General features: G+C 36.0%; 22 protein-coding genes, 1 tRNA gene, 1 rRNA gene and 1 pseudogene. 19 read left to right on the top strand and 6 right to left on the bottom strand.

Annotated features, from left to right (window positions below):
* From N2201_04295 to N2201_04320, 6 genes are all read right to left on the bottom strand, one after another.
* Window positions 1–507 (bottom strand): 16S ribosomal RNA (locus N2201_04295); the annotation flags it as partial.
* A 267-nt stretch (window positions 508–774) separates the two neighbouring features.
* Entirely contained in the window at window positions 775–1032 is a 258-nt protein-coding gene (locus tag N2201_04300) for a zinc ribbon domain-containing protein (GenBank protein MCX7785433.1), read from the bottom strand.
* 95 nt (window positions 1033–1127) lie between these two features.
* On the bottom strand, window positions 1128–2753 hold the full coding sequence (gene groL / locus N2201_04305; GenBank protein MCX7785434.1) for a chaperonin GroEL: 1626 nt from the start codon (window positions 2751–2753) through the stop codon (window positions 1128–1130).
* A gap of 13 nt (window positions 2754–2766) precedes the next feature.
* Window positions 2767–3060, bottom strand: coding sequence for a co-chaperone GroES (gene groES, locus N2201_04310; GenBank protein MCX7785435.1), 294 nt, complete (start codon window positions 3058–3060; stop codon window positions 2767–2769).
* Window positions 3061–3100: 40 nt separating this feature from the next.
* Window positions 3101–3625, bottom strand: a complete 525-nt coding sequence (locus N2201_04315) for a BCAM0308 family protein (GenBank protein ID MCX7785436.1) — start codon at window positions 3623–3625, stop codon at window positions 3101–3103.
* 38 nt (window positions 3626–3663) lie between these two features.
* Window positions 3664–3737: transfer RNA gene (locus N2201_04320), tRNA-Val, on the bottom strand.
* Between the two features lie 810 nt (window positions 3738–4547).
* Here N2201_04320 and N2201_04325 point away from each other — a divergent pair.
* From N2201_04325 to N2201_04415, 19 genes and pseudogenes are all read left to right on the top strand, one after another.
* Window positions 4548–4858 (top strand): annotated as a pseudogene (locus N2201_04325) (ATP-binding cassette domain-containing protein).
* Window positions 4835–5170, top strand: a complete 336-nt coding sequence (locus N2201_04330) for a hypothetical protein (protein ID MCX7785437.1) — start codon at window positions 4835–4837, stop codon at window positions 5168–5170. Before N2201_04325 ends, N2201_04330 begins: the two are co-directional and overlap by 24 nt.
* A 176-nt stretch (window positions 5171–5346) precedes the next feature.
* Window positions 5347–6099, top strand: coding sequence for an ABC transporter permease (locus tag N2201_04335; GenBank protein ID MCX7785438.1), 753 nt, complete (start codon window positions 5347–5349; stop codon window positions 6097–6099).
* Window positions 6100–7079: 980 nt separating this feature from the next.
* Entirely contained in the window at window positions 7080–7220 is a 141-nt protein-coding gene (locus N2201_04340; GenBank protein ID MCX7785439.1) for a hypothetical protein, read from the top strand.
* Between the two features lie 105 nt (window positions 7221–7325).
* Window positions 7326–8453, top strand: a complete 1128-nt coding sequence (locus tag N2201_04345; protein ID MCX7785440.1) for a hypothetical protein — start codon at window positions 7326–7328, stop codon at window positions 8451–8453.
* A gap of 284 nt (window positions 8454–8737) precedes the next feature.
* A complete protein-coding gene (locus N2201_04350) occupies window positions 8738–9670 on the top strand; it encodes an ARMT1-like domain-containing protein (GenBank protein ID MCX7785441.1) in 933 nt (310 codons plus the stop codon).
* A 618-nt stretch (window positions 9671–10288) separates the two neighbouring features.
* Window positions 10289–10507 (top strand): HypC/HybG/HupF family hydrogenase formation chaperone, encoded by a 219-nt coding sequence (locus tag N2201_04355; protein MCX7785442.1) that lies wholly within the window; start codon window positions 10289–10291, stop codon window positions 10505–10507.
* A 233-nt stretch (window positions 10508–10740) separates the two neighbouring features.
* Window positions 10741–11832: a PDZ domain-containing protein gene (locus tag N2201_04360; GenBank protein ID MCX7785443.1), complete on the top strand. Its 1092-nt coding sequence runs from the start codon at window positions 10741–10743 to the stop codon at window positions 11830–11832.
* Between the two features lie 443 nt (window positions 11833–12275).
* The gene (cmk, locus tag N2201_04365; GenBank protein MCX7785444.1) at window positions 12276–12968 is read left to right on the top strand and encodes a (d)CMP kinase; all 693 of its coding nucleotides are present in this window, start codon (window positions 12276–12278) and stop codon (window positions 12966–12968) included.
* Window positions 12965–13630 carry a 1-acyl-sn-glycerol-3-phosphate acyltransferase gene (locus tag N2201_04370; GenBank protein ID MCX7785445.1) on the top strand — a complete coding sequence of 222 codons (666 nt, stop codon included), beginning with the start codon at window positions 12965–12967 and terminating at the stop codon, window positions 13628–13630. The genes cmk and N2201_04370 overlap by 4 nt, the downstream gene beginning before the upstream one ends.
* Before the next feature lie 119 nt (window positions 13631–13749).
* The gene (gene ispH / locus N2201_04375; GenBank protein MCX7785446.1) at window positions 13750–14865 is read left to right on the top strand and encodes a 4-hydroxy-3-methylbut-2-enyl diphosphate reductase; all 1116 of its coding nucleotides are present in this window, start codon (window positions 13750–13752) and stop codon (window positions 14863–14865) included.
* Entirely contained in the window at window positions 14855–16768 is a 1914-nt protein-coding gene (locus tag N2201_04380; protein ID MCX7785447.1) for a 30S ribosomal protein S1, read from the top strand. The genes ispH and N2201_04380 overlap by 11 nt, the downstream gene beginning before the upstream one ends.
* A 207-nt stretch (window positions 16769–16975) precedes the next feature.
* Window positions 16976–18349, top strand: a complete 1374-nt coding sequence (locus tag N2201_04385; GenBank protein ID MCX7785448.1) for a MiaB/RimO family radical SAM methylthiotransferase — start codon at window positions 16976–16978, stop codon at window positions 18347–18349.
* Between the two features lie 176 nt (window positions 18350–18525).
* Entirely contained in the window at window positions 18526–19500 is a 975-nt protein-coding gene (locus N2201_04390; GenBank protein MCX7785449.1) for an OmpH family outer membrane protein, read from the top strand.
* An 87-nt stretch (window positions 19501–19587) separates the two neighbouring features.
* On the top strand, window positions 19588–20226 hold the full coding sequence (gene lpxD / locus N2201_04395) for a UDP-3-O-(3-hydroxymyristoyl)glucosamine N-acyltransferase (protein ID MCX7785450.1): 639 nt from the start codon (window positions 19588–19590) through the stop codon (window positions 20224–20226).
* Between the two features lie 23 nt (window positions 20227–20249).
* Window positions 20250–21083, top strand: a complete 834-nt coding sequence (locus N2201_04400) for a UDP-3-O-acyl-N-acetylglucosamine deacetylase (protein ID MCX7785451.1) — start codon at window positions 20250–20252, stop codon at window positions 21081–21083.
* Window positions 21084–21142: 59 nt separating this feature from the next.
* On the top strand, window positions 21143–21577 hold the full coding sequence (fabZ, locus tag N2201_04405; GenBank protein ID MCX7785452.1) for a 3-hydroxyacyl-ACP dehydratase FabZ: 435 nt from the start codon (window positions 21143–21145) through the stop codon (window positions 21575–21577).
* A 59-nt stretch (window positions 21578–21636) separates the two neighbouring features.
* Window positions 21637–22608 carry an acyl-ACP--UDP-N-acetylglucosamine O-acyltransferase gene (lpxA, locus tag N2201_04410; protein MCX7785453.1) on the top strand — a complete coding sequence of 324 codons (972 nt, stop codon included), beginning with the start codon at window positions 21637–21639 and terminating at the stop codon, window positions 22606–22608.
* Window positions 22589–23892, top strand: a 1304-nt coding sequence (locus tag N2201_04415) for a bifunctional folylpolyglutamate synthase/dihydrofolate synthase (protein MCX7785454.1), incomplete at its 3' end; no start/stop codon positions are given. The genes lpxA and N2201_04415, both read left to right, overlap by 20 nt.

Consider the following 23892-nt stretch of genomic DNA (forward strand, 5'->3'; position numbering starts at 1 on the left):
AGACAGTCTGAGAGTACCGTCACCGTTTGTGCAGTTACTCACAAACGGCATCGTTCCCTCTGACAGGAGTTTACATCCCGAAGGACTTCATCCTCCACGCGGCGTCGCTGGGTCAGGCTTGCGCCCATTGCCCAATTTTCTAGACTGCTGCCTCCCGTAGGAGTTGGGACCGTGTCTCAGTTCCCATGTGGCCGGTCACGCTCTCACGCCGGCTACCCGTCTTCGCCTTGGTGAGCCATTACCTCACCAACAAGCTGATAGGCCAAGGGCCAATCTTGGAGCGATAGCTTACGCCATCTTTCTTCCTAATTCTTCATTAGGAACGTATAGAGTATTAGCTCCGATTTCTCAGAGTTATGCTCTTCTCCAAGGTATGTAACCCTTGTATTACTCACCCGTTTGCCACTAAGTTCATCTTGTATTGCTACAAGATAAACTCCGTTCGACTTGCATGTCTAAGACACGCCGCCAGCGTTAGTCCTGAGCCAGGATCAAACTCTCAAAAAAATTTTTGAGGTACTTATGTGGCTTTCCGAACACGCTGTTATTTTCCCAATTGTCAAAGAACATTTATTCTAACCAATCCTTAAATATTATACGAATAAAACCAAATTTGTCAAGTCTAAATTTTAATTAATTGAAATTTTAATTTATAGGCCAATTTAAATTTGAATGTTTTGATAAAACACTTAATTTCCCTTGCACTCATCTAATATTAAGAAAAAAATTCTATATCTTCCGCATAAGAATTATTAAGTTGCTTTAATAAGGGCATTAATCTTTCTTACTCTCAGCAGAATTGTCTTTTTTATCGAACGCAGGTGAAGTTTTTTTCTCTTGCGAAGAATTTTGTTTTTTATAATCCGTAATATAAAAACCACTACCTTTGAAAATCAAACCAACTCCAGCCGAGATTAGCCTTCTAACTTTATTACCGCATTGTGGACATTTTCTTAATGGTTTATCAGTTATTTTCTGAAACTCTTCAAACTTGTGATGACAAGTTTCACATTCGTATTCGTATGTCGGCATCGCTCAGAATAAAAGGACCTCAGCGAAGTGAGGAGTAAAACAGGAATTTAGTTTCATTATTTTCACTGCCTTACTCCTCACCTTCAATTTTTATATTAATATTCGCCGTATCCGCCACCGGCAGGCATTGGTGGCGCTTTTTCTTTTTCTGGAATTTCGACAATTGCAGCTTCAGTAGTAATTAAGAGCGATGCTACTGACGCGGCATTCTGGAGCGCAACTCGAGTAACTTTAGTCGGGTCAATCACGCCTGATTCAAACATATCTTCATATTTAAGCGTCTCCACATTGAAACCCATATTAGTAGATTCGTTTTTAACTTTATCGAACACGATCGAACCTTCGATTCCGGCATTTTCAGCCAGTTGTCTTAACGGCGCTTCTAATGCTTTCTTAACAATGTCAACACCAATTTGCTCATCACCGGGTAATTTCATTTTCTCTAAAGCGGGAATACAACGGACCAGTGCAACTCCACCACCAGGCACAACACCTTCTTCAACCGCCGCGCGAGTAGCATGTAATGCATCTTCTACAAGTGCTTTTTTCTGTTTCATTTCGACTTCGGTTGCCGCACCGACATTAATCACTGCAACACCACCAGCGAGTTTTGCTAAACGCTCTTGAAGTTTTTCTTTGTCATAATCCGATTTGGTTTCTTCAATTTGTTTGCGAATTTGCTCAATACGGGCTTGGATTTCTTTCTTAGAACCAGCGCCTTCAACAATCGTAGTATTCTCTTTGTCGATAGTAACCCGTTTTGCCATACCTAAGTCAGTAATCGCAACATTTTCTAATTTAATCCCAACATCTTCTGAGATAAGTCGACCATTTGTCAAAATTGCAATATCTTCCAGCATGGCTCGGCGTCGCTCACCATAGCCCGGCGCCTTAACTGCACAGCACTGAAGGGTACCACGAATCTTATTGACAACTAAAGTTGCCAATGCCTCACCTTCGACTTCTTCAGCAATAATTAAAATTGGTTTTCCTTTTTGGGCAACTTTTTCCAGTAACGGCAATAAATCGCGGGCAGATGAAATTTTCTTTTCGTATAATAAAATATAGCAGTCTTCTAAGACGCATTCCATTTTATCCGGATTAGTGATAAAATAGGGTGACAGATAACCGCGGTCAAATTGCATCCCTTCTACCACTTCAAGAGTTGTTTCCATACTTTTGGCTTCTTCGACCGTGATGACACCTTCTTTGCCGACTTTTTCCATTGCATCCGCAATTAAATTACCGATAGAAGTGTCGTTATTAGCAGCCAGCGATGCTACTTGAGCAATCTCATTTCGGCCACTGGTCTTTTTCGAAATTCGTTTTAATTCTTCAACAACTTTTTCGACTGCTTTATCAATACCGCGTTTTACTGCCATAGAGTTGGCACCAGCCGCAACGACCTTCAGTCCTTCACGGAAAATGGCTTCAGCCAAAATGGTTGCCGTAGTAGTACCGTCACCAGCAACATCTGAGGTTTTCGATGCCACTTCTTTAACCATCTGCGCACCCATATTTTCAAACTTATCTTCCAGTTCAATTTCTTTTGCCACCGTCACTCCATCTTTAGTAACAGTTGGCGCACCCCATTTCTTTTCGATAACGACATTATGACCGCGCGGACCGAGTGTCACTTTAACTGCGTCCGCTAAAATTGAAGCACCTTTAAGCATTGCTTTACGGGCTTCTTCGCTAAATTTCAAATCTTTTGCTGGCATAGTTTCCTCCTTATTATTTCTCTTTTTCGACAATCGCTAAAATATCGTCTTCGCGCATAATGAGATATTCATTGTCGTCAATTTTGACTTCGTTTCCAGAGTATTTGCCAAAAAGCACGATGTCACCTTTTTTCACTTCCATCGGAATTCGATTGCCTTTCTCGTCAAGTCGACCAGGACCAACTGCAATCACTTTACCTTGTTGTGGTTTTTCTTTGGCAGTATCCGGAATGATGATACCGCCTTTTTTTACTTCTTCTTCAATACGTTGCACTAAAACACGGTCTTGGAGTGGTTTTAACTTCATACTGCCTCCTTAAAGTCTTTAGATTTAAATTTGTAAGTGTTCATTTGGTTGTTTTCTTTTTTGATTCTAAGTCGCGATGCCAATAGACTCTAACCAATTTTTCATTGTCGCTGAAACTTATTTTTAACTCGCCATGGTAAGCATTTTCCAACGCTTTACCAATGGTAATTGCTAAATTTTCTACGGTCGTCTCAACCGTAATTAGATTTTCCTTGTTATTTAGACTCATAATTCGGGCTAAGGGATTCCGCAAAGATTCTTTCTTTTCTTGATTCCGAATAATATTAACGATTTCGTTTTTATTCGGCAAAACAAATGTGCCGGTTATGGTAACTAAACCCATCACATAATGGTCTTCAATTTTTCGGCAGGCAGGGCATTTATGTTTCTCCGCAATCTTTTCTATTTCTGTTCTAATATGTTCATCACGAAGCCATCGTTTCTTATGATAGACTAAACCGCAAGTGGGGCAGATTGTTGGCTCCGAATATGCTTTAGATAAAAGATAAGGGTCAGCAAGTTTTGGTCTTGGACTTGACCGTTCAGAACTTCTTTTTACTGGCATAATTTATTCTCTTATTAATTTAAACAGAATAATTTTAATGGGCGATATCCGAATTGAACGGATGACCTCCTCCTTGTAAGGGAGGCGCTCTCGCCGACTGAGCTAATCGCCCAGATAAAAATTGCCTTTAACCGCTTCGGCGTAAAACATCTTTAGTCTGTGTGTTGTCACCTAAAGATGAAATCATTTTATGATAATTGAGTTCCTTTGTGCGAAACTCACGCATTCAACTTTAGTATAACAAATTTTCAATAAGTGTCAAGATATTGAATTATCTATCATAGGAAGAGACTCTTTTATTCTTAACATATCAAGTCTAAATTTACACAAAATACACTACTATTATCTAAAGTGCACTGGTATAGTGCGGGTAGTTCTTAAACAAAATACCTTAATTAAAAACCATCGCTATCTAGCGGAAAAGTTTGGGCAAAATTTTTGATGCCCTTAAAATTAGGATTCCGTTAACGGTTTTGATGTAAAAAAGTTCTTAGTCTGTGTATGATAATTTATAATCACAAATCTCAAGTAATGAAAAATCACAGAATGATAAATATCAATTATTAATAACAATAATGATTATCTGAAAAACCACCGCTAATGAATTATTAAACGACGATAAGGATAAAATGAAAAGCCACCAGACAATAATATTGGTAATTAAAAGATGAAAAAATCATCAAATAATAATTGATTATTAAATAGCAACAATGATAAGTAAAACCGTGGCATTTTAACTTTATTTAAATCCGATAATTGACACCAATAATTTTATTTTTAGTAAGATAAACAAAAATATGCATCCAGAACATCTGAAAGTCCTCATAAAAGTTGAAGGACTGCAAAAATCCTATGGCTTAATTAAAGCGGTAAAGCGGTTAACGATATCTCGTTTGAAGTATATGAGGGAGAGATTTTCGGAATGGTCGGTCCTAATGGTGCCGGCAAGACTACGGTGATAGAATGTATTGAGGGCTTACGCAAGCCTGACAAAGGTTTTATCCAAGTGCTTAATCTTAACCCCTTAACTGATAAATATAAATTAAAGGAAAAATTGGAATTCAGTTACAAGAGTCACAACTTCAACAACGAATTAGAGTAGATGAAGTCCTTGACCTTTATGTCTCATTTTATCCTCAGTCAGCAAATATTGATTGGTTATTAGATAATTTAGGATTAACCGATAAGCGTAAGTCTTACTTCCAACATTTGTCTGGCGGTCAGAAACAACATCTTTTTATTGCCTTATCCTTAATTAACAATCCCGAAGTGGTCTTTTTAGACGAACTTACTACTGGTCTCGACCCACAAATCTGGGATTTAGTGAAAACGATTTGCGATCAAGGAAAGACAATTTTTCTCACCACTCACTATATGGATGAAGCAAAAAGACTTTGTGACCGAGTTGGGATTATTGACAATGGAAAAATTGTTGCGTTAGACACGCCAAAGAATTTGATTCACAAAATTAGTGCCGAAAATCGTATTATCTTTACCGTTGAAAATTCTTTTCCCAAAGAACAACTAAAAATCTGGCCGGTGTAAAACATATTGAACAAACTAATAGCGAAATAGTCGTATATGGTCAAGGTGACAATTTAATGCTTGAAGTAATAAATATTCTTATCGCTAATAAGACCCAATTTCATGATTTCCGAATTGAACAGCCCAATTTAGAGGATGTCTTTTTGATGCTTACCGGCAAAAAAATGAGAAACTAAGTGAGAGAATATGCGCGCACTAATCAAATTAACCCGGGTGGAAATTATGCCTTTTTCCGTGAGCCGATTGGCGCATTTTTTACCTTTGTTTTTCCTTTAATCCTCCTTTTTTTATTCGGTAGCGTTTGGGGCAATAAACCAACACCATTTTTTGGTGGATTTGGCTATGTTGATATATTAGTGCCCGCATATACCTCAGCGCTGATTGCAACTAATGGACTTATGACATTGGCGATTACAAAGGCAGTGTACTGCGAGTATAAAATCTTACGCCGATTTCAAGCAACACCAATTAAACCAATAATAGTGCTTACTGCACAAGTCATTATGTTATTTGCAATGACAATATTAGGCACTGGATTAATGATTGTTGTGGTAAAAATAGTATATGGTTTGAGATTTGCCGGCATTGTCTTTTATCTGTTTGCAGGATATTTGTTAAGTTGTCAGAGTCTTTTTTCCTTAGGTTCTGTCATTGCTGGATTGTTACCAACCGCGCGGACTGCTCAAATTGTCGCAATGGCACTTTTTTATCCGATGTTATTTCTTTCTGGCGCAACAATTCCCCGACAAATCCTGCCGCTTTCGGTTCGCAAGGTTGCTAAAGTTCAACCTTTAACTCATGTCGTTAATTTACTTCGTGGATTATGGGTTGGAGAAAACTGGAACAAACACATAACCTCAGTTAGCTTTTTACTAATTCCCTTAATTATCTGCATTACCATATCTGCCAAAACTTTTCGTTGGGAATGAAAAGTCTATACAAAATTGTTATAGCACAAAATCTATAAAAAAACAAGAAAAAAATATCAATCTTAAAATCTTGCAACATCTTATGATACTTATGTTCTTTTAAGGTATCTTTTCGACCTGCACTCTATTTTTTTACCTTAGAGACAAATCCTACCATTTTATTTTTTATATCATATTTATTTTATATCTTATTTATTTTATATCTTATTTATTTTTTTATATCTCATTTATTTTTTTATATCTTATTTATTTTTTATATCTTATTTATATCTTAACTTCATTGCCTGCAGTTGTAAACAGATAATAGAAGTGACACCCTATAAAAAGTTATACACACTCTCCAACAAAAATTAGGAGGCAATTTTTATCTAACCAATTGAATTGCAAAGAATAAAACAAAAATCTGCTAAAATGATGGTATGATTCCCTCCACAGCGGGGATGTTCAAGAAGGGTAAGATGAAATTTATCGATAACTTTTTCTTTTAGTGTTCTTATCGCTTTGCTGATTAAAACTCATTAAAAGGTATCAAATACCGCATTCTTTATTCAGTCCGATAATTAGACTGATGATAAATCTTTGTAGATGCATAATCGGACAGCGTTTGAAAGAGAGCAGAGCGAGTCATTGAGTAAAGCACATTCTTTACCCGGAAAATTATTTTAGGTAGTGTATAATATTTTGTGTAAATTTCGACTTAATATGTTAACAATAAAGATGTCTCCTCCTATGCCGGACAATTTTAATAATAAGAAAAAGCGAACATCCCTAATGGAAGAAAAAAGAAATTACACAAAATTCTTAGTGCTACCTTATTTTATATAATAACCAATTTTATATAATAACCACACTTACACCTAAACTAAAAATTACTTATTAAAGGATTATGAGGAGTTTAACTTCGTCTTTATTAAAAATATGACTTTTTCGCAGTTACTAACATTTCTCTTGACAGAATATAATTTTATTACTATCCTCATATGATGATTCGGTTTACGGAAAGGCGACGATTGTTCAGTGTTAAAAAACATACCATTCCGTTCAAATGGATAATGCTGGCTGCAATTGCAGTAATATTTTTAGCCATCTATTTCTTTTTAAGAAACTTTTTACATTTATGATTAAAATGCTCGAGGTAAACGCAATGATTTTTTTGGTTAAGAATTATCTTTTTGCCAAAGGGCTAATAAAAGCCATGCCAAAAATTTGTTTTGATAGGAGGTAAAATGACCAATTTGCACAATAACTATAAAGATGTCTTCCGTGCTTTTAGGCTTGGTTTTTCCATTAAAAAGATATCAATGATGATGTTAGGATATCTAATTGCGATTATTGGCTATAATATCTGTTCCTATTTAGCCTTTTTAGCCCAAGGTTGGTCTTTTGCCGAAATTTGGGCAACATATCGCTTATTACCGATACCGGAAACGCTCCATTGGTCAGGGTGGTTGTTATGGGCAATAGGTATTGCCTTTGGAATTTGTGTTTTACTTATTACCGGAACCGCAGTTTGTAAAGTAACTTTTGAACAATTAAAAGGCGACGATTTCTTTGAGATAAAAAAGGCATTCAAGTATGCCTTGAAAAATGGCCGTGCGATAATTATGAGTCCGGTAATGGTAATTTTATTTATTCTCTCGGTTGTCGTTGCCGGCTTAATTTTATCGCTGATTGGCCGCATTCCTTATTTTGGTGAAATTTTTACTGGTCTAATGATTCTTTTAGCCTTTGCCGCATCCTTATTTATCGTCTATCTTTTAATTATCTTGAAGTTAACTCTAATGTATTCGCCGGCTATCATCGCTGCCTCGGGTAATGATACATTTGATACTTTATTTGAAGTCTTCTCAATGCTTAATGACCAAACGGCCCGATTAATCTGGTATTCGGTAATCTTAAGTTTTCTATCTAAAATCGGCTTATTTATTATGGCATTTTTCTCAGCACTGGCAGTAAAAATCGGCACTAACATCTTAGCAATATTTATGGGTAACAAACTTAATGACATTCTGCTAAATGCCGCATCAACCTTTAAGTTATCTATCCCTTATTGGTGTCCTGAACCAATTGCACGTTTAGTTGATACTGTATTGGGTGGGACCATATTCTTTTCGCCACCATCCTATCAATATATCAATATTGCAAATTTAATTGCTTCAATTTTATTTGCGATCGGTTATTATCTTTTAATAATTTTCGTTATCTCCTACGGCACAACGGTTTGGTTTACCGGAACACTAACTAACTATTTAGTTATCGTCAAAAAGAAAGACGACCGGAATCTCTTAGAAACCAAAGAAGAACCAGCAACTCAAGTTGAGGAAAAAACCGCAACTTCAACTCAGACTTCATAAACTTTTTCTGACCAGATGCCATTGACCTAATAGGTTATAATTAGTTGTAACATAAATAAAAGATTAGACTTTCGTTTTAATCCCGAAGAAATGCAAATTTATATATAGGGTGTCCCGAAAAAGTGCTGCGTAACTAATTGAAAACACAACAAAATAAGAACAATGTCCGGTAAGTTTAGTATATTAATCAGCAAAACTTGTTTTTTTCGCTCTCGCTATTTTTATAAATTTTAATTTATAAATTAAAGACAGTTTGCTCCCATAAAGTTACTTCTTAATTTATTATGCAATCTGAACCTCAATGTATACCTTGTGTACTGAAACAATGTGAGCGAGTCGTAGAAGTTGTCTGGGCTAATGATTCATTTCGGCAACAGTTACAAGCAAATTATGCCGAAAAAGAGCAGTTATTATCCCAAATAAGGCACCAGGCTTTAGAAATTACCTCCCGTTTATCCTTACAAGACCCGCCGAGTAAATTTACCTCACAAGTGCTTAAAGAAATCTATCAGGTCTTAAATCTTAATGACCCCTTTGAATTTATTAAGAAGGCACAAAACGACCTTGGTCGGAATATCTATCCGGTCGCTCTAAAGGAAATAAAAAACTCTCCTGACCCTTTACACTTAGCAATAAGTTTTTCCGCTTGCGGCAATATTATTGATGTTGGTCCGGCAGATATTTATTCAGTTCATAACCAAAACATTTCTCTGATTGAGGAAATTTGTTCTTTAGCCCAACAGCGTTTTGCCATTGACGACTATAAGATATTTAAGGAGAAGTTTCGCACCGCAGAAAACATCTTGTATATTTTAGATAATGCTGGCGAAATCTACCTGGATAAACTGCTGTTAGAAAGGTTGAAAGGACCAGAACTAATTATTGCGGTCAAAACCGCTCCCATTCTTAATGACGCATTAAAAAATGATGCGGTCGTAGCAGGATTAGATGGTATCGGTAAGATTATTACTGTAACTGAAGATAAAAATTGTCGGTTTTTAGGTGTTGATTTCTCTTGCACTTCCGAAGTCTTTAACGCTATCTTTGATTCCGCAGATATGGTCATTGCTAAAGGCCATGCCAATTTTGAGTCATTAGTCGATTGTGAACGTGATTGCTTTTTTATTCTTATGGCAAAGTGCCCGGTCGTAGCGCAAAAATTGGGTGTTAAAATCAAAGACCGGGTGCTTTATTATTCACCCATTAAATCCGATTAAAAAATATTTGCAAAAAAAATATTCTTTTGATTTTACTTAATAATTCATAACAATACCATTTAGATACTTTTCCGATTTAATCTTTCAATAATTGCCGAACCTAAATATTCTTGAGATTTTGCCTAATAACTTACAACAATACCAATTGCACACTTTTCAGTTTAATCTTTCAATAATTGCCCGAACCGAAATATTCTTGAGATTTTGCCTAATAACTTACAACAATACCAATTGCACACTTTTCAGTTTAATCTTTCAATAATTACGCGAACCGAAATATTCTTGGGATTTTGCTTGATAATTTACAACAATATCAATTAAACACTTTTCCGTTTAGTCTTTCAATAATTGTTCAAATATTCTTTGGATTTTACTTAAAAACCCATAACAATACCAATTGAATACTTTCCCGTCTAATCTTTCAATAATTAAAATATCGGTTGATTTTTAGACATCTGTAGTTATAATAGATCTAAAATTATGGTCGATTCTTATATATCAGTTATCAGTAGTCTAACAGATATCTAATATGTTGATTGATTTCTACTAATATGTAGTTATAATAAATTGTGTTGGTTGATTTATATGTATCAGCGCTTATAATAAATCCCTAATCATATGTGTTTAGCGATTCCGGCTCGGATTATTTCGATAAAAGGCGATACCGCAATTGTTGATGTTTGGGGTGTCCAGCGCGAAGCCAATCTTATGCTTTGTCCTGAAGCCAAGGTCAATGATTATATAATCATGCATGCAGGCTTTGCAATTCAGGTCTTAGACAAAAAAGATGCTGAAGAGACCTTAAGAATGTTAAAAGAATTCGAAAATCTCACTTAACAATATGCATTAATTATAATTAAAAAGATATGTCTTTTGCAAGCGCGACAAAATTGCCAAATTACAAAACACACAAAAGCAAAAAGAAATTTTTTTACCAAATACACAACGAAATTTCTCAATATCAAACCCCAGTTGTAATCTCGCCAACATTTGTGCCCAAAACATTTTTACTTCATAAAATAATCTATGATAAAATATTTTATGTTATTAGCCAAAGAAAGGAGTGTTTTATGTTAAACTCTATAAGAGTGTTAGTTGCTTTACTAATAATATTTCTCAGCATAAATATCATTCCAATTTATGGACAATGTGGTAACTGTCAAAAGTGTGACGAGCATTTGTCAGAAAAACAAATGAACCATTCGAAACACGAAAAAACGATTGAAGTTGAAAAGAAAGTTATTGCAGTATCTGAACCGCGAGGGTTTTTAGGAGTAGGAACCCGAGAAGAGAATGGGAAATTAGTCGTTCAAAGTGTCGCTCCTAATAGTCCTGCCCAAATCGCTGGAATCAAAGAAAACGATATTATCCTTGAAATCAACGGAATACCAATGCATTCACCTGATGATTTAATCCGATTTATTCAGAACACCAAACCAAAAGAAATAATTCATCTTAAACTTCTATCATCAGATGGCGAAAAGACCATTGATGTTAAATTAGGTGAAGTTCCCAGTCAAAAGCTGAAAATGAAAACAAAACTAAAAATGCGCTCCGAGAGTTATGGTGCCGGATATTTCGGACCGGGTTTTGTCTTTTTTAATTATGATAATATAAATACGGTTTTCACAAATTATCACATTGAGTCTGCGCAAAAATCGCAATTTGTCTTTGGCGGTGGTGGTTGGGGACAAATCGGCAGGACTAGACTTGGCGGTTGGGGAATCGGTGGTTCTCAATCTGTAAATAGTGAATCGATTTATGTGGAACTATCTTATGGTGCTGGATTTTTTGAGGTTGGCTATTTGCTCATAAATGCACCAACCATCAAACTAAGTCCTCTAATTGGAATTGGTGGTGGCGGTCTTTCCCTAAAAATTAAATCCCGAGGTTATAATCCATTAACTTTTAATAATGTGTTAACAGCCCCTGGCGGTGTTGCGAAAGTTTCCAAAGGCGGTCTAACATTATTTTCTGGCTTAGCCATTGATATTCCAATTGGTTTTGTCGGCTTAACCCTCAAAGGCGGTTATTTGCTAACACCAACTCAAAGTGCTTGGATTGTCGAAGATTTTAATGAAATCCAAGGTCCGCAGTTTAATCTTAAAGGTCCATTTATAACCGTATCAATAATGTTCGGCGGAATTAATAAACGTAAGTAATTTTATCTTACAAACTAAAATATTTTACAATAATCAAATTAACATTCCCAATAGAACCGACATTACTAATAAATTTGCAGTTAGTACGATTAATAACTTAAACATCAACATCATATTTTAAGTTTGGTCCCAACGATAAACTGATTGCGGTTATAAATCCTCTATAATAGTGCCAACAAGTATTCTGTATAATGTATTTTTGTAAACGCTCAAAGATTATCGGCATCACCTAATCTCAAATCATTCGTTTTTGTCTGCGATCCAAATCAATTTAATATTCTATTTATAATCTATTTTCTCTTGAAAAGGTATGAGAAAATTAGTATAATGACAAAGACACTTAAAGAGAAACACAACAAAAAGCAAAACACTAATTGGAAATAAATCATGCAAACAATTATAAGATTTAATGATTAACATTAGAAGTTTTGTAAGACCATAAAATGAATCGGCCAATAATTGTTGCTATTGATGGCACTGCTGGTTCAGGTAAAAGCACGACTGCCCGTGGTGCTGCTCAAAAATTAGGATTTGCCTATCTGAACACGGGCACAATGTATCGAATTTTGACCTATAAAATTATCCAAGAGAAAATTGACTATAAAGATATTAACGCCCTGCAGAAATTTTTAGACCAAACCTCGCTTGATTTTACCGAAAGTATAAACTCCCGTCAGGTTATTATCGATGGTAAAGATATAACGAGTTTAATTCGAAGTAAAGAGGTTGATGATTTAGTTTCCTTGATTTCAGCCATACCGCAAGTCCGAGAAAAGATGGTTAAAGAACAACGACGGATTGCCCAAAATAAGAATATTATCGTTGAAGGGCGGGATATTGGTAGCGTTGTCTTTCCTGATGCCGACTTAAAGTTTTATTTAGACTGTTCTTTGGAACAACGGGCGTTACGACGACAAAAAGAATCTTTTGCCCAGGGCACACCGATAGCCAAACAAGAAGTAGAAAAGAATCTTAAAGCACGCGACCATTTAGATAGCACTCGTAAAGTCAGTCCATTACAGAAATTACCAGATGCAATCTATATTGATACGACTAATTTAACGATTGAAGAAGAAATTCAACTGGTGGTCGATAAAATAAAAGATTATTTGGAAAGAAATCAAGATACAAAATGAAATGGCGATGGCGATTAGGTCAAATTATAGCATATCCGCTTGCCAAAATTTTATTTGGGCTCAAGGTTATTGGACAAGAATATTTAATAAGAAATCAAGCACAAATTTTAGTTGCCAACCATCGTTCTCACTTAGACCCATTTGTTATTGCGGTTGCCAGTAAACAAGAGATTTATTTTATGGCGAAAAAGGAATTGTTTCAAATTTCCCGTTTTTTCAGTTGGCTCATAAAATTCTGGAACGCCATCCCAATTTCTCGTCAAGAAGAATTTGCCCATTCCACTCTCAAAATTATTTCTGGTCTTTTACAAAAACACAAAACCATTCTGGTCTTTCCTGAAGGCACACGAAATAAATCGCTTTCATTCAATCAATTGTTGCCATTTAAATTGGGTGCGAGTTATTTATCCATCGTAAATCAAGTGCCAATAGTTCCCGTTGCAGTTAAAGGTGTCCGAGAAATCTGGCAAGGTCGCCTCTCTGCATTGATTGACAAAGATATTGCCCGGATTAAAAAGGTTCAGAAAAACAACAAATGTCAGCGCATTGTTGTTCAATTTGGCAAACCAATTTTTCCTTCAGGCTACACAAAATCTAAATATGATTATGAATCTTTAACTCAAAAAATTAAACAGAGCATTGAAGAATTATTAGTAAAATGAAAAAGCAATGCAAAATAATACCAAACAAGAGTCTATCCTAACTTTAAATGTTCTCTCTGACCTTTTGGACTTGAGTGATAGATTCTCAAGTTTAAGATTTTGAATTTGGGATTAAGATTATGCAGATAGCAGAAAACAAACCGCAAATGACAATTCACATTGCTGAACCTACGGGCTTCTGTTTTGGTGTCAAACGGGCAATCCATTTAGCGCTCCAAGGATTAAAAACCAGACCGCAGGCACAGAACAAAGGCATAGTTTATACTTTAGGACCGATTATTCATAACCAATCTGTAGTTAACCAGCTGCGGCAATCAGGTATCAAGACCGCACCCAATCTCTCTTATCTTAAACGTATTAAACCCGCACAACGAAAAACATCAGTTGTTGTGATTCGGTCGCATGGCGTAGCACCTGGTGTTATTAACCGTATTGAAAAACTCGGATATAAAATCATCGATGCCACCTGTCCTTATGTAAAAAGAATACAAAATATTGCACTTAAATTAAAAAAGGAGAATTTTTTAACTGTTATAATTGGTGATAAAAGACATCCGGAAGTCAAAGGTATTTTAGGATATGCTCAGCCTTTTAGTATCGTTTTTAGTAAAAATCAAGATCTGTTCCGGATAATCCGCCAAGCACAAAATTGTGGAAGAAAAATTGGGGTTGTAGGACAAACAACGCTACCTATTGAATATTTTCAAAAAGCGGTTAAAATATTAAATAATACTGATAAGTTACAGGAGATACGAGTGTATAACACTTTATGCAAAGAAGCCTTAACACGACAACGGCTTTGTCAGAAATTGTCTCGAAGTTCTGATATTATGATTGTGGTTGGTGGTAAGAATAGCGCTAATACGCAACATCTGGTTGAAATTGCTCAAAAGTTTTGCCCTCGGGTTTATCAGGTTGCTGAACCCGAGGAAATAAACCCAAATTGGTTTAAGGATTTAGGAGGTGTCAGTTATAATAAATTCACTCAAACTTATAAAGCACCTTTGTATTTTAAAAAGCCTCAAGAACGACAAAGGGTTAACTCCCCTAGTTATAAAAACTCTGGTCATATCGACCAACTAAAAGTTGGCGTTGTTGCTGGAACTTCAACGCCCTGCGAGTTAGTGCTCGCGATTGTAGATAAAATTAAAACCAGCGGTACGTCAGAAATTTACACCCTGGCCAAAGTGGCCAAGACTACAGCCAAGGAGGCATTAGACGACTATGGAAAATAATATCCCAACCAATTTACACCAACGACCCAATCCTCCTGAAACGGGCGTGCCTGAAGTGAGTAAGCCCGGTTTGGGAAGATCCGAGAAAGGAGCAGATACACAACAAATAAATCGTGTAAGAAAAATATATGAAGAAGCCTTTCCCACCTTAAAAGAAGGTGAAATTGTAAAAGGTAAAATTATTCGCTGTACTGAAGATTCAGTATTTATTGACTTAGGACTTAAATCGGAAGCAGTCGTGCCGATAAACGAATTTTCCCCAACAGATGTCCTCAGTGAAGGTAACGATGTTTTAGTATATTTAGAAGCCTTAGAAGGCATTGATGGCTTGCCTATAATCTCTAAGAAAAAAGCCGATGCGTTAATCGCCTGGACCGAAATCGAAAATAAAGCCCAGTCACAAGACATCATTACCGCAAAGGTTATTAAAAAAGTAACAGGTGGATTATTAGTTGAAGTTTTTGGGCAAGAAGCATTTTTACCTGGTTCCCAAATTGAATTAAAACCGGTTTATAATCCTGATGAGTATATTGGTAAATTGCTTGAAGTTAAAATCATCTCGGTAAATCCGAAAAAACGCAATATTGTTGTTTCGCGGCGCAAAATTTTAGAAGAAAAATTAGATGAAGCCCGTAGACGGGTCTTCTCAACAATTAAAGTTGGTGATATTGTTGAAGGCACTGTCACCAATCTTACGGATTTCGGCGCATTTGTTGACATTGACGGCGTCCCGGCTTTACTCCACATTTCGGATATGTCTTGGGACCGAATCACTAATCCGGCCGAAGTGCTCAAAAAAGGTGACCATATTAAAATAAAAGTCCTAACCGTTAATCCGGAAAATTACCGCATCACCGTCGGTCTCAAACAATTAACCAAACATCCCTGGGAAGAAATTGAACAACGCTATCCCATTGGGTCTAAAGTAAAAGGCAAAGTTACAACTATTGCGGAATATGGCGTGTTAGTTGAACTGGAAAAGAACTTAGAAGGTTTCATTCATACCAGCGAACTTTCATGGAATAAATCAATCCAACATCCATCTCAGTTATTAAAAGTCGGTGATGAAGTGGAAGCAATGGTTTTGGCAGTTGACCGTGAATTAAGACGCATCTCATTAGGCTTAAAACAAACCACCCCCGACCCGTGGTCAACAATTGAAGAACGCTTTCAGATCGGCGAAAAAATAACTGGTCGGATAACTGCGCTTAAACCTTTTGGCGCCTTTGTCGAAATTGAACCCGGCATTGAAGGATTAATTAGAAATAACGACTTGTCCTGGACCAAACGAGTACGTCATCCAGGTGAAATTGTTAAGAAAAACCAAAAAATTGAAGCCATTATTTTAGATATTGATAAAGAAAATCGCCAAATTGCATTGGGTCTAAAGCAGACCAAAGAAGACCCATTTTATCGGTTAAGTAAAGAATACAAACCTGGCGACCAGATTAGTGCCCGTATTGTCGATATTTCCAAAACTGGCATTATTGTCAATTTGCCGTATGGCATAGAAGGATATGTCCCTAAAACCCAACTAATAGAAAAACTGGGTAAAAAAGATTCTAAATACCAAATTGGTAATTCTCTTGACCTAAAAATCACTCGGATCGATTTTGAAAACCGACGCATCGGACTTTCGGAAAAAGCATTAGCGATATTAGAAGAAGTCGCTACCGACAGAGAAGTTCCTTCTGAAGAAGCAGTTCAATCCTTAGTAACTGAAAAAACCAGTCGTCGCCGGCCAAAAGAAGAAGATTTTCCTAAAAGGGATGAAGTAAAGTTTACATTCGAAGACCACCTTCCGCCAGATGATTTAGAACTTAAACTTCGCAAAAAAAGAAAATCTAAACATAAAAAAGAAGAAAATTCGACTAAGACCTCTGAGTTCGAAGAAATGAATTAAATTTTCTCTGAATGCAATAATTAAGAAAATATTAATTACCATCAGACTTAAGACAAAATAATATTGTTTGTCATCAAACTAAAAAACGATATATATTCAGGTACCATATACAAAACCAAATATGTTGCTTTATTAGATTGGACATATTTTTATAATTTATGAGAATCATTTCTCAAAAACAAACACTAGATTTTTGACAAAGCAGATATGGCCTCTGTGTCCGTAATCAATATCGGCTGTCGTCTCAATCAAGCAGAAGGCGACAGGTTACTTTCTGTTTTCCACAGCCAACTTTCTACCTTTCACGTTCCGCTTTTCCCCTGTCCGGCCGATACAGCCATGCAACGATTTTTCTGCATTCCACAAGTGATAAGACCTGAATTTTTTGACAAAAAGGAATTATGCATCATCAATACTTGTGCTGTAACTGAACAAGCAGTGCGTACATCATTAAAACACATTAAACGATGGGCCAAAAAAACAAATTGTCGAGTAATTGTTACCGGTTGTTTAGCAAGTATCGCTAAACTAAAATTACAAAACATCCCTGGTGTCGATGCAGTAATTACTCAAGATGAAAAGGTTGCGTTATTAGAAAACACTCTTGCCAACCAACCAAATTACCAAGTTTTATCTTTACCTAAACGTACCCGACCCTTAGTTAAAATTCAAGACGGTTGTCCTAATGAATGTAGTTTTTGCATAGTTCGGCTAATTCGTGGTACACCGCGCTCTCGTTCGTTAACATCAATTCTGAATGAAATCGCTGATTTAGTAGAATGTGGCTATAAAGAAATTGTCTTGACCGGCCTGAACTTAGGTGCATATGGTCGAGATTTTACCAATGATTATCTTCAGACGGTGTTTAGTGGTATCGAATCTCAAACAAAAGTACCTTTAATCGCTCTATTAAAATCTTTACCTGATAACAATTGCCGATTCCGGCTGAGTTCCATTGAACCTGATATTCTTATTACATCATTTTCCGTTTTGAGCGAATTTTGCGATTTATGGACTTCAAAGCGCTTATGCCGCCATCTTCATATTCCTTTACAATCCGGTGATAATAACATTCTGAAATTAATGCGCCGAAAATATACAGTTGAAGAATATTGTAATCTAATTGACAAAGTATATTCTAAAATTCCTGATGTCAATATTGGAACCGATATCATTGTCGGTTTTCCTAATGAAGACGCTAAAGCATTTGAAAACACATTAAAAGTTGTTGAATCTTTACCTTTGGGTTATCTCCATATCTTTCCCTATTCGGTCCGACCCCAAACCTCCGCAAGTCATCTTCCGGATAATGTTCCCCAAGAAGAGAAAAAAGAAAGGGTTCGAATTTTACGAGATCTTTCTAAGAAAAAAGCGAACAATTTTAAAAAACAATTTATTGGTCAAGAGTTAGAATTCTTGGTTGAACAAAAACCGTGCTTAAGACCAAATATTAATAAGGCTGGAAATATGATGCCAGTCATTAATGCGCTAAGTGATAACTATATTAGAATTACACTTTCCCCATCGGAGAAGTATCAACCAGGCAATTTATATCGGATTAAAGTGGAGTCAGAAGCATAAATACAAAATATAGATGCGACCGTTACACAAAAACCCGAAGTCGAATGTTAGTTTTTGATTTTAAATCATTTACCATTAGAAATTATCGATTAAACTATGAACATACCTTGTAAAAGAAAAGGAAGAAGGCATAAAATTACAATAAACAATAATGTCCGAATTTATAGGAGTTCATTATGAAAACATTTTGTAAAAGGCTTAAGGGAACATCTGTCTGTCTAATATCTCTAATAATTATTTTATGTGGAAGCGCTCAAGGTAAAGACCAGAAAATCGGCTATGTTGACTTAAATTATGTAATTGATAACTATCGAGCCGCTGTTGATGCCAAACGAGCTTACGAAGCCGAAATCGCCAAATATCGCCAACGCGCCGATTCCTTAAAACAAATATACGAACGGGCGCAAAAAGAATTGGAAGACCAACGCCTGATTCTTTCTGAAGGTGGTTTGAATGCGAAAACTCTCGAGATCCAACAATTAAAAAAGCAGTACGAAGATTACTTAAATGAAGTTTGGGGTAAATCCGGCAGGGCTGAAATTAAAAATCGGGAATTGATTGCCCCAATTCTCCAAAATATCCGTAATGCAGTAAAAAAGATTGCCAACCGAGATGGCTTTATGCTGATTCTGGATGCTTCTGAATCAAAGATTGTATACGCCCAGGCGGATTTAGATATCACCAGCAAGGTTTTAGATGAACTTAATAAAGAATATGCTCCTGTCTCTCCACCTACCACGCTCCAAACACCTGTTGCCATCTTTCCTATTTTTGAAGAAAACACTGAAGCCCAAGAAGAAAATATTGGAAACAGGATGCGCACGGCGATCTATGAATTATTAAAAAACGTGTCAAAAATTAGAACGATTAGCGCCGGTGAGGTTGATAATGCGATAATTAGCAGAAATATCAGTTTAACCAGCCGGATTACTGAATCGGATGTCTATGCCATTGCCCGCCAATTACAAGTTGATTATGTCATAACTGGTATTGTCAGTAAATCAGGCAAACGGGTTAATTTTACAATAATCCTTTCTGACCCACGAGCCGAAAAGATTCTTGCTCAAGAGTCCGGTGAAGCAGCAAGAGTTGAAGAAATTAAGCAAGCCCTTGCTAATCTCTGGTCTCGATTCTCAAGATATTTTAAATAAATTCTCTACCACCAAATACAATCAGCAGTTGACTTAAAGATGTCCGAAATAGATTAATTAAAATATTATCTATCAATTAAAATGCTTATGAATTCCAAATCAAATAAACTACCGATATCCTTTATTGCTGAGTCAGCTCAAATCGCCAAAGATGTCCAAATTTCACCATTTGTTTATATTGGTAATAATGTTAAAATTGGTGCCAAAACTAAAATCCAACCTTTTGTTGCCATCTTTGATAACTGTGAAATTGGTAAGAGAGTAGTAATTGGTTCTGGAACTATTATCGGTAGTCCGGGATTCGGCTATAAAAAAGTAAAAGAAAAATACAAGCGCATTCCGCATAAAGGCAAAGTGGTAATTGAAGATGATGTTGAAATCGGTCAAAATGTCACAATTGACCGGGCAAAAGTTAATGAAACCCGAGTCGGCAAAGGCACAAAAATTGACAGTCTGGTTCATATCGGACATAATGTAAAGATTGGCAAGAACTGCATTATTATTGCTCAATGCGGTATTGCGGGTAGTGTTCGTTTAGGTAATAATGTAATTTTAGCCGGACAGGTTGGCATTAAAGACCATACGGAAATTGGCGACAATGCGATTATTTATGCTAAATCAGCCGTATTCAAAAATGTGCCGAAAAACGGAAAATATTCAGGAATTCCTGCCCGACCTCACAATCAAACGCTAAAAGTCTGGGCAAAATTATTTTCTTCCGTGTAACCTATAATTTACCACCTGAAATTATGCAACAATTTACAATTAAAACGCCCCAGGACTATCAAGGTTGGGGAATAATCTTCAAAAGACAAGTAACAATTCGAATTAGTCCTGCACCGGTTGATACCGGTATTATCTTTAACCCCAATATTTCTGCCAATATCAATAATGCCTTTATTAGCAATCATTTTGTTGGTCTTAAAAAGAATAAGCACAAATTATATTTTGTGGAACATTTTCTCTCCGCCTGTTTCGGATTAGGCGTAGATAATTTATATGTTAATGTATTAGGAGATGAACTGCCCTTTGGAGACGGTAGTGCATCAGTTTATGTGAAATTAATTCAAAGTGCCGGGATAACCAGCCAAAATAAACCCAAAAAATATCTCTTAGTTAAAAATCCCGTCTCTATTGCGGATAAAGACGGGTTATTTTTCATCTTCCCCTCGCAGAAATTATCAATTACTCTTTTGGGTAATTCGTCAATTACTAAAGAAAAATTACCCGATGAGAAGATTACAAGCATCGTCTGGTGTCAAAACAAGAAAAACGATTACCAAAACTCAATTGCACCCGCCCGGACTTTTGGTAATTATCCTGACATTGATTTCTTAAAAAAGATTCTGCCTTTTGAAATTATTACAAAATCGATACCTAATAATAAGAAAAATCTCAAAAGGTCAGATATTGTCTTGCCCAAGAGATTTCGTTATACTGACGAGATGTTAAGACATAAGATGTTAGATTTAATTGGCGATTTGGCACTATTAGGCAAAGTGATAAAAGGTAAAATCATTGCCTTCAATCCTTCGCATAAATTAAACCATAAGTTGCTTAAAAAACTAACCAATATGAAATGAACAAATAATGATTAATTTTATCACTCTGATTAACAAAATCTTATTTAGGGAAAGGATAGATTATGGAAATATACGACATTAAAAAAATTCTACCCCACCGATATCCGTTTCTTTTTATTGACCGAGTAATCGAAATTACGGATAAGAAGATTGAATGTATTAAGAATGTCACGATTGACGAACCGTTTTTCCAAGGTCATTTTCCTGATTATCCACTAATGCCTGGAGTGTTAATGATTGAAGCAATGGCGCAAGCCGCAGGTATTGTCTTGATAAAACTCTTTCCGGAAGATTTTGCCTCAGGAAATGGTGTGCCGCTCTTTTTAGGCATTGAAAAAGCCCGCTTCCGAAAAATGGTGCGTCCTGGAGATACGCTAAAAATCATTTGTGAAATAGTCTCCTTAAAAGGTTCAATCGCTAAAGCCCAAGGTAAGATTTTGGTTGGCGAAGATGTTGTCTGTGAAGGCGAACTGCTCTTAGGCTTCAGCAAATAGATTGCAACTTCCTTAAAGCAACCAGAAAAGTTTATCAACAACTTAAAATTCTGCATCCTATGAGCCGAAGTATTTTCTCATCTAAAATTTTGAAACACCACATCGAGTCGACTAACCTTAAAGCAAGTAATCTTATTAGTCCGAAAGCCACAATTGCTAAAGATTGTAAAATTAGTCCGTATGTTGTTATAAAGGATAATGTTGCGGTTGGCAAAGGTTGCATAATTAAACCCTATGTAATTGTTATGGATAATACCCAAATCGGCGAAGGATGTATAATTAATTCTTTCTCCGTGATTATGAATAATGCTCAAATCGGAAAAAAATGTAAAATCAGTCCTTACACCATAATTAGAGATAATGTCAAAATTGGCAATAACTGTATCATTGGCTCAGGAACAGTAATCGGTTCAGAACCATTCGATGTTAATTATTATGGTGAGCCCAGTTATGTTGAAATTGGCGATAATAATACAATCAGGGAATTTGTTACTATCTCAAGAGCGACTGGTAAATATAATAAAACCCTTATAGGTAATAATAATCTTTTAGGTGCTTATGTCCATATCGGTCATAATGTGATAATCAAAAATAACACGGTCATTACTAATTTTACCCAGATTGGTGGTTATTGTGAAATTGACGATTATGCCAATATTGGTGGAATGAGTGGTATTCATCAATTCTGTCGGGTCGGGAAATATGCTATGGTCGGTGCTTGTTCTTATCTGACAAAAGATTTACCGCCATATCTTATTGGCCAAGGTAATCCATTTAAGGTTTTGGGTGTGAATACTGTCGGATTAAAGCGCAATCGGTTCAGTTCCAAACAAATTAGTAATATTAAAAAGGCATATAAAATTATCTATCGTTCACAATATTGTCTCAGCGATGCGATAAAGATAATTAAAGATACTTTACCTCCTGAAGAGATAATTAAAATCTTGTTAGATTTTATTAGAATGAGTAAGCGGGGTATAGCACTTAAAGAAGAGACTTTGAGAAAAACAGATGGCACCAAACACGATTAACCCATATAAATTTTTGGATTCGCTAATTAATTATGAGCGTCAAACATCTCCCTATTACGATTTCAAATTAGATAAATTTATTAGATTTCTTAAATCCCTTGGCAGTCCGCAAAAAGATTTATCCAATGTCATAATTATTGCTGGCACAAAAGGCAAAGGTTCAACAGCCACTTTTCTTGAAAGTGCTTTAAGTAGTTGTGGTTTAAAAACTGCTCTTTACACTTCGCCTCATATCATCTCAGTTAGAGAAAGAATTAAGTTTTGTGGCAAAGATATTCCTGAAAAAGATTTTGTCCGATTAATAAAAAAGATTCAAGTCAAGGCAAAAAGGTTTAAGATCACATTCTTTGAAGCAATTACTGCAATTGCTTTTCTCTATTTTCAAGAAAAAAAGCCCGACTATATAATCTTAGAAGTCGGTTTAGGCGGTAGATTAGATGCAACCAATGTTACAAAACCTTTAGTCGCTGTCATTACTCGAATAGGCTACGACCATACGAATATTTTAGGAAAGACCCTTGGAAAAATTGCTTATGAGAAGGCTGGAATTATTCATCCCGGCAGTTATGTTGTGCTATCGGCACAAAGACCTTCGGCATTGAAAGTTTTACTTAAGAAAATCCGAGAGACAAGATGCCAGTATGGTCAAGCCGATAAAGCAATTAAAATCACTAAAATCAAGACTGATTTATCAGGTTCAAGTTTCTTCGTCAAACTCCCTAAACAGAAAAAAAGCATATTCTGCCGGATTAAATTAATTGGTCGACATCAGATTGAAAATGTTCGAACTGCGCTTTGTGTGTTAAACTACTTAAAAATCTATGACCATAGAATTAATATTACAGGCGTGAGAAAAGGACTGCGCAATGCCAAAATACCATGTCGGATACAGATTGTTTCGAAAAAACCTTTAATTATCCTTGATGGGGCTCATAATCCCGAATCGATGCAAGCATTAGCCGAAGTTGTTAAAAACATTCTTAAAAGAAAAGTAATATTTATTTTTGGTTCTTCGCAAGGTAAATTAATAAAAGAGATGTTCAAAGCGATAATTCCCACAGCCCAAAGCATTATCCTCACTCAATCGCAAAATCCTCGGCATATACCTGTGTCAGAACTTATTGACAAAATCAAACAATTCAACATTTCATACAAAACTACGCTCACAGTAAGTTCTGCCATCAAAGAAGCAATGCAACAGAACACTGATAACAGACCAATAATAATTACCGGTTCTTTTTATGTTGCCAGCGAGGCACAGCAATTCTTCCAAAAGCAATATAA

The organism is candidate division WOR-3 bacterium (genome assembly GCA_026418155.1).
Classification (GTDB): Bacteria; Hydrothermota; Tepidihabitantia; order Tepidihabitantales; family CAIPLT01; genus JAOABV01.

Excerpts from the sequence above, each read along its gene's own strand:
- N2201_04355 (MCX7785442.1), top strand. The coding sequence starts at position 10,289 with ATGTGTTTAGCGATTCCGGCTCGGATTATTTCGATAAAAGGCGATACC.
- N2201_04300 (MCX7785433.1), bottom strand. The coding sequence starts at position 1,032 with ATGCCGACATACGAATACGAATGTGAAACTTGTCATCACAAGTTTGAA.
- groES (MCX7785435.1), bottom strand. The coding sequence starts at position 3,060 with ATGAAGTTAAAACCACTCCAAGACCGTGTTTTAGTGCAACGTATTGAA.
- lpxA (MCX7785453.1), top strand. The coding sequence starts at position 21,637 with ATGAGCCGAAGTATTTTCTCATCTAAAATTTTGAAACACCACATCGAG.
- groL (MCX7785434.1), bottom strand. The coding sequence starts at position 2,753 with ATGCCAGCAAAAGATTTGAAATTTAGCGAAGAAGCCCGTAAAGCAATG.
- N2201_04400 (MCX7785451.1), top strand. The coding sequence starts at position 20,250 with ATGCAACAATTTACAATTAAAACGCCCCAGGACTATCAAGGTTGGGGA.
- N2201_04360 (MCX7785443.1), top strand. The coding sequence starts at position 10,741 with ATGTTAAACTCTATAAGAGTGTTAGTTGCTTTACTAATAATATTTCTC.
- cmk (MCX7785444.1), top strand. The coding sequence starts at position 12,276 with ATGAATCGGCCAATAATTGTTGCTATTGATGGCACTGCTGGTTCAGGT.
- ispH (MCX7785446.1), top strand. The coding sequence starts at position 13,750 with ATGCAGATAGCAGAAAACAAACCGCAAATGACAATTCACATTGCTGAA.
- N2201_04385 (MCX7785448.1), top strand. The coding sequence starts at position 16,976 with ATGGCCTCTGTGTCCGTAATCAATATCGGCTGTCGTCTCAATCAAGCA.
- N2201_04380 (MCX7785447.1), top strand. The coding sequence starts at position 14,855 with ATGGAAAATAATATCCCAACCAATTTACACCAACGACCCAATCCTCCT.
- N2201_04340 (MCX7785439.1), top strand. The coding sequence starts at position 7,080 with ATGATGATTCGGTTTACGGAAAGGCGACGATTGTTCAGTGTTAAAAAA.
- N2201_04345 (MCX7785440.1), top strand. The coding sequence starts at position 7,326 with ATGACCAATTTGCACAATAACTATAAAGATGTCTTCCGTGCTTTTAGG.
- N2201_04370 (MCX7785445.1), top strand. The coding sequence starts at position 12,965 with ATGAAATGGCGATGGCGATTAGGTCAAATTATAGCATATCCGCTTGCC.
- N2201_04350 (MCX7785441.1), top strand. The coding sequence starts at position 8,738 with ATGCAATCTGAACCTCAATGTATACCTTGTGTACTGAAACAATGTGAG.
- lpxD (MCX7785450.1), top strand. The coding sequence starts at position 19,588 with ATGAATTCCAAATCAAATAAACTACCGATATCCTTTATTGCTGAGTCA.
- N2201_04315 (MCX7785436.1), bottom strand. The coding sequence starts at position 3,625 with ATGCCAGTAAAAAGAAGTTCTGAACGGTCAAGTCCAAGACCAAAACTT.
- N2201_04390 (MCX7785449.1), top strand. The coding sequence starts at position 18,526 with ATGAAAACATTTTGTAAAAGGCTTAAGGGAACATCTGTCTGTCTAATA.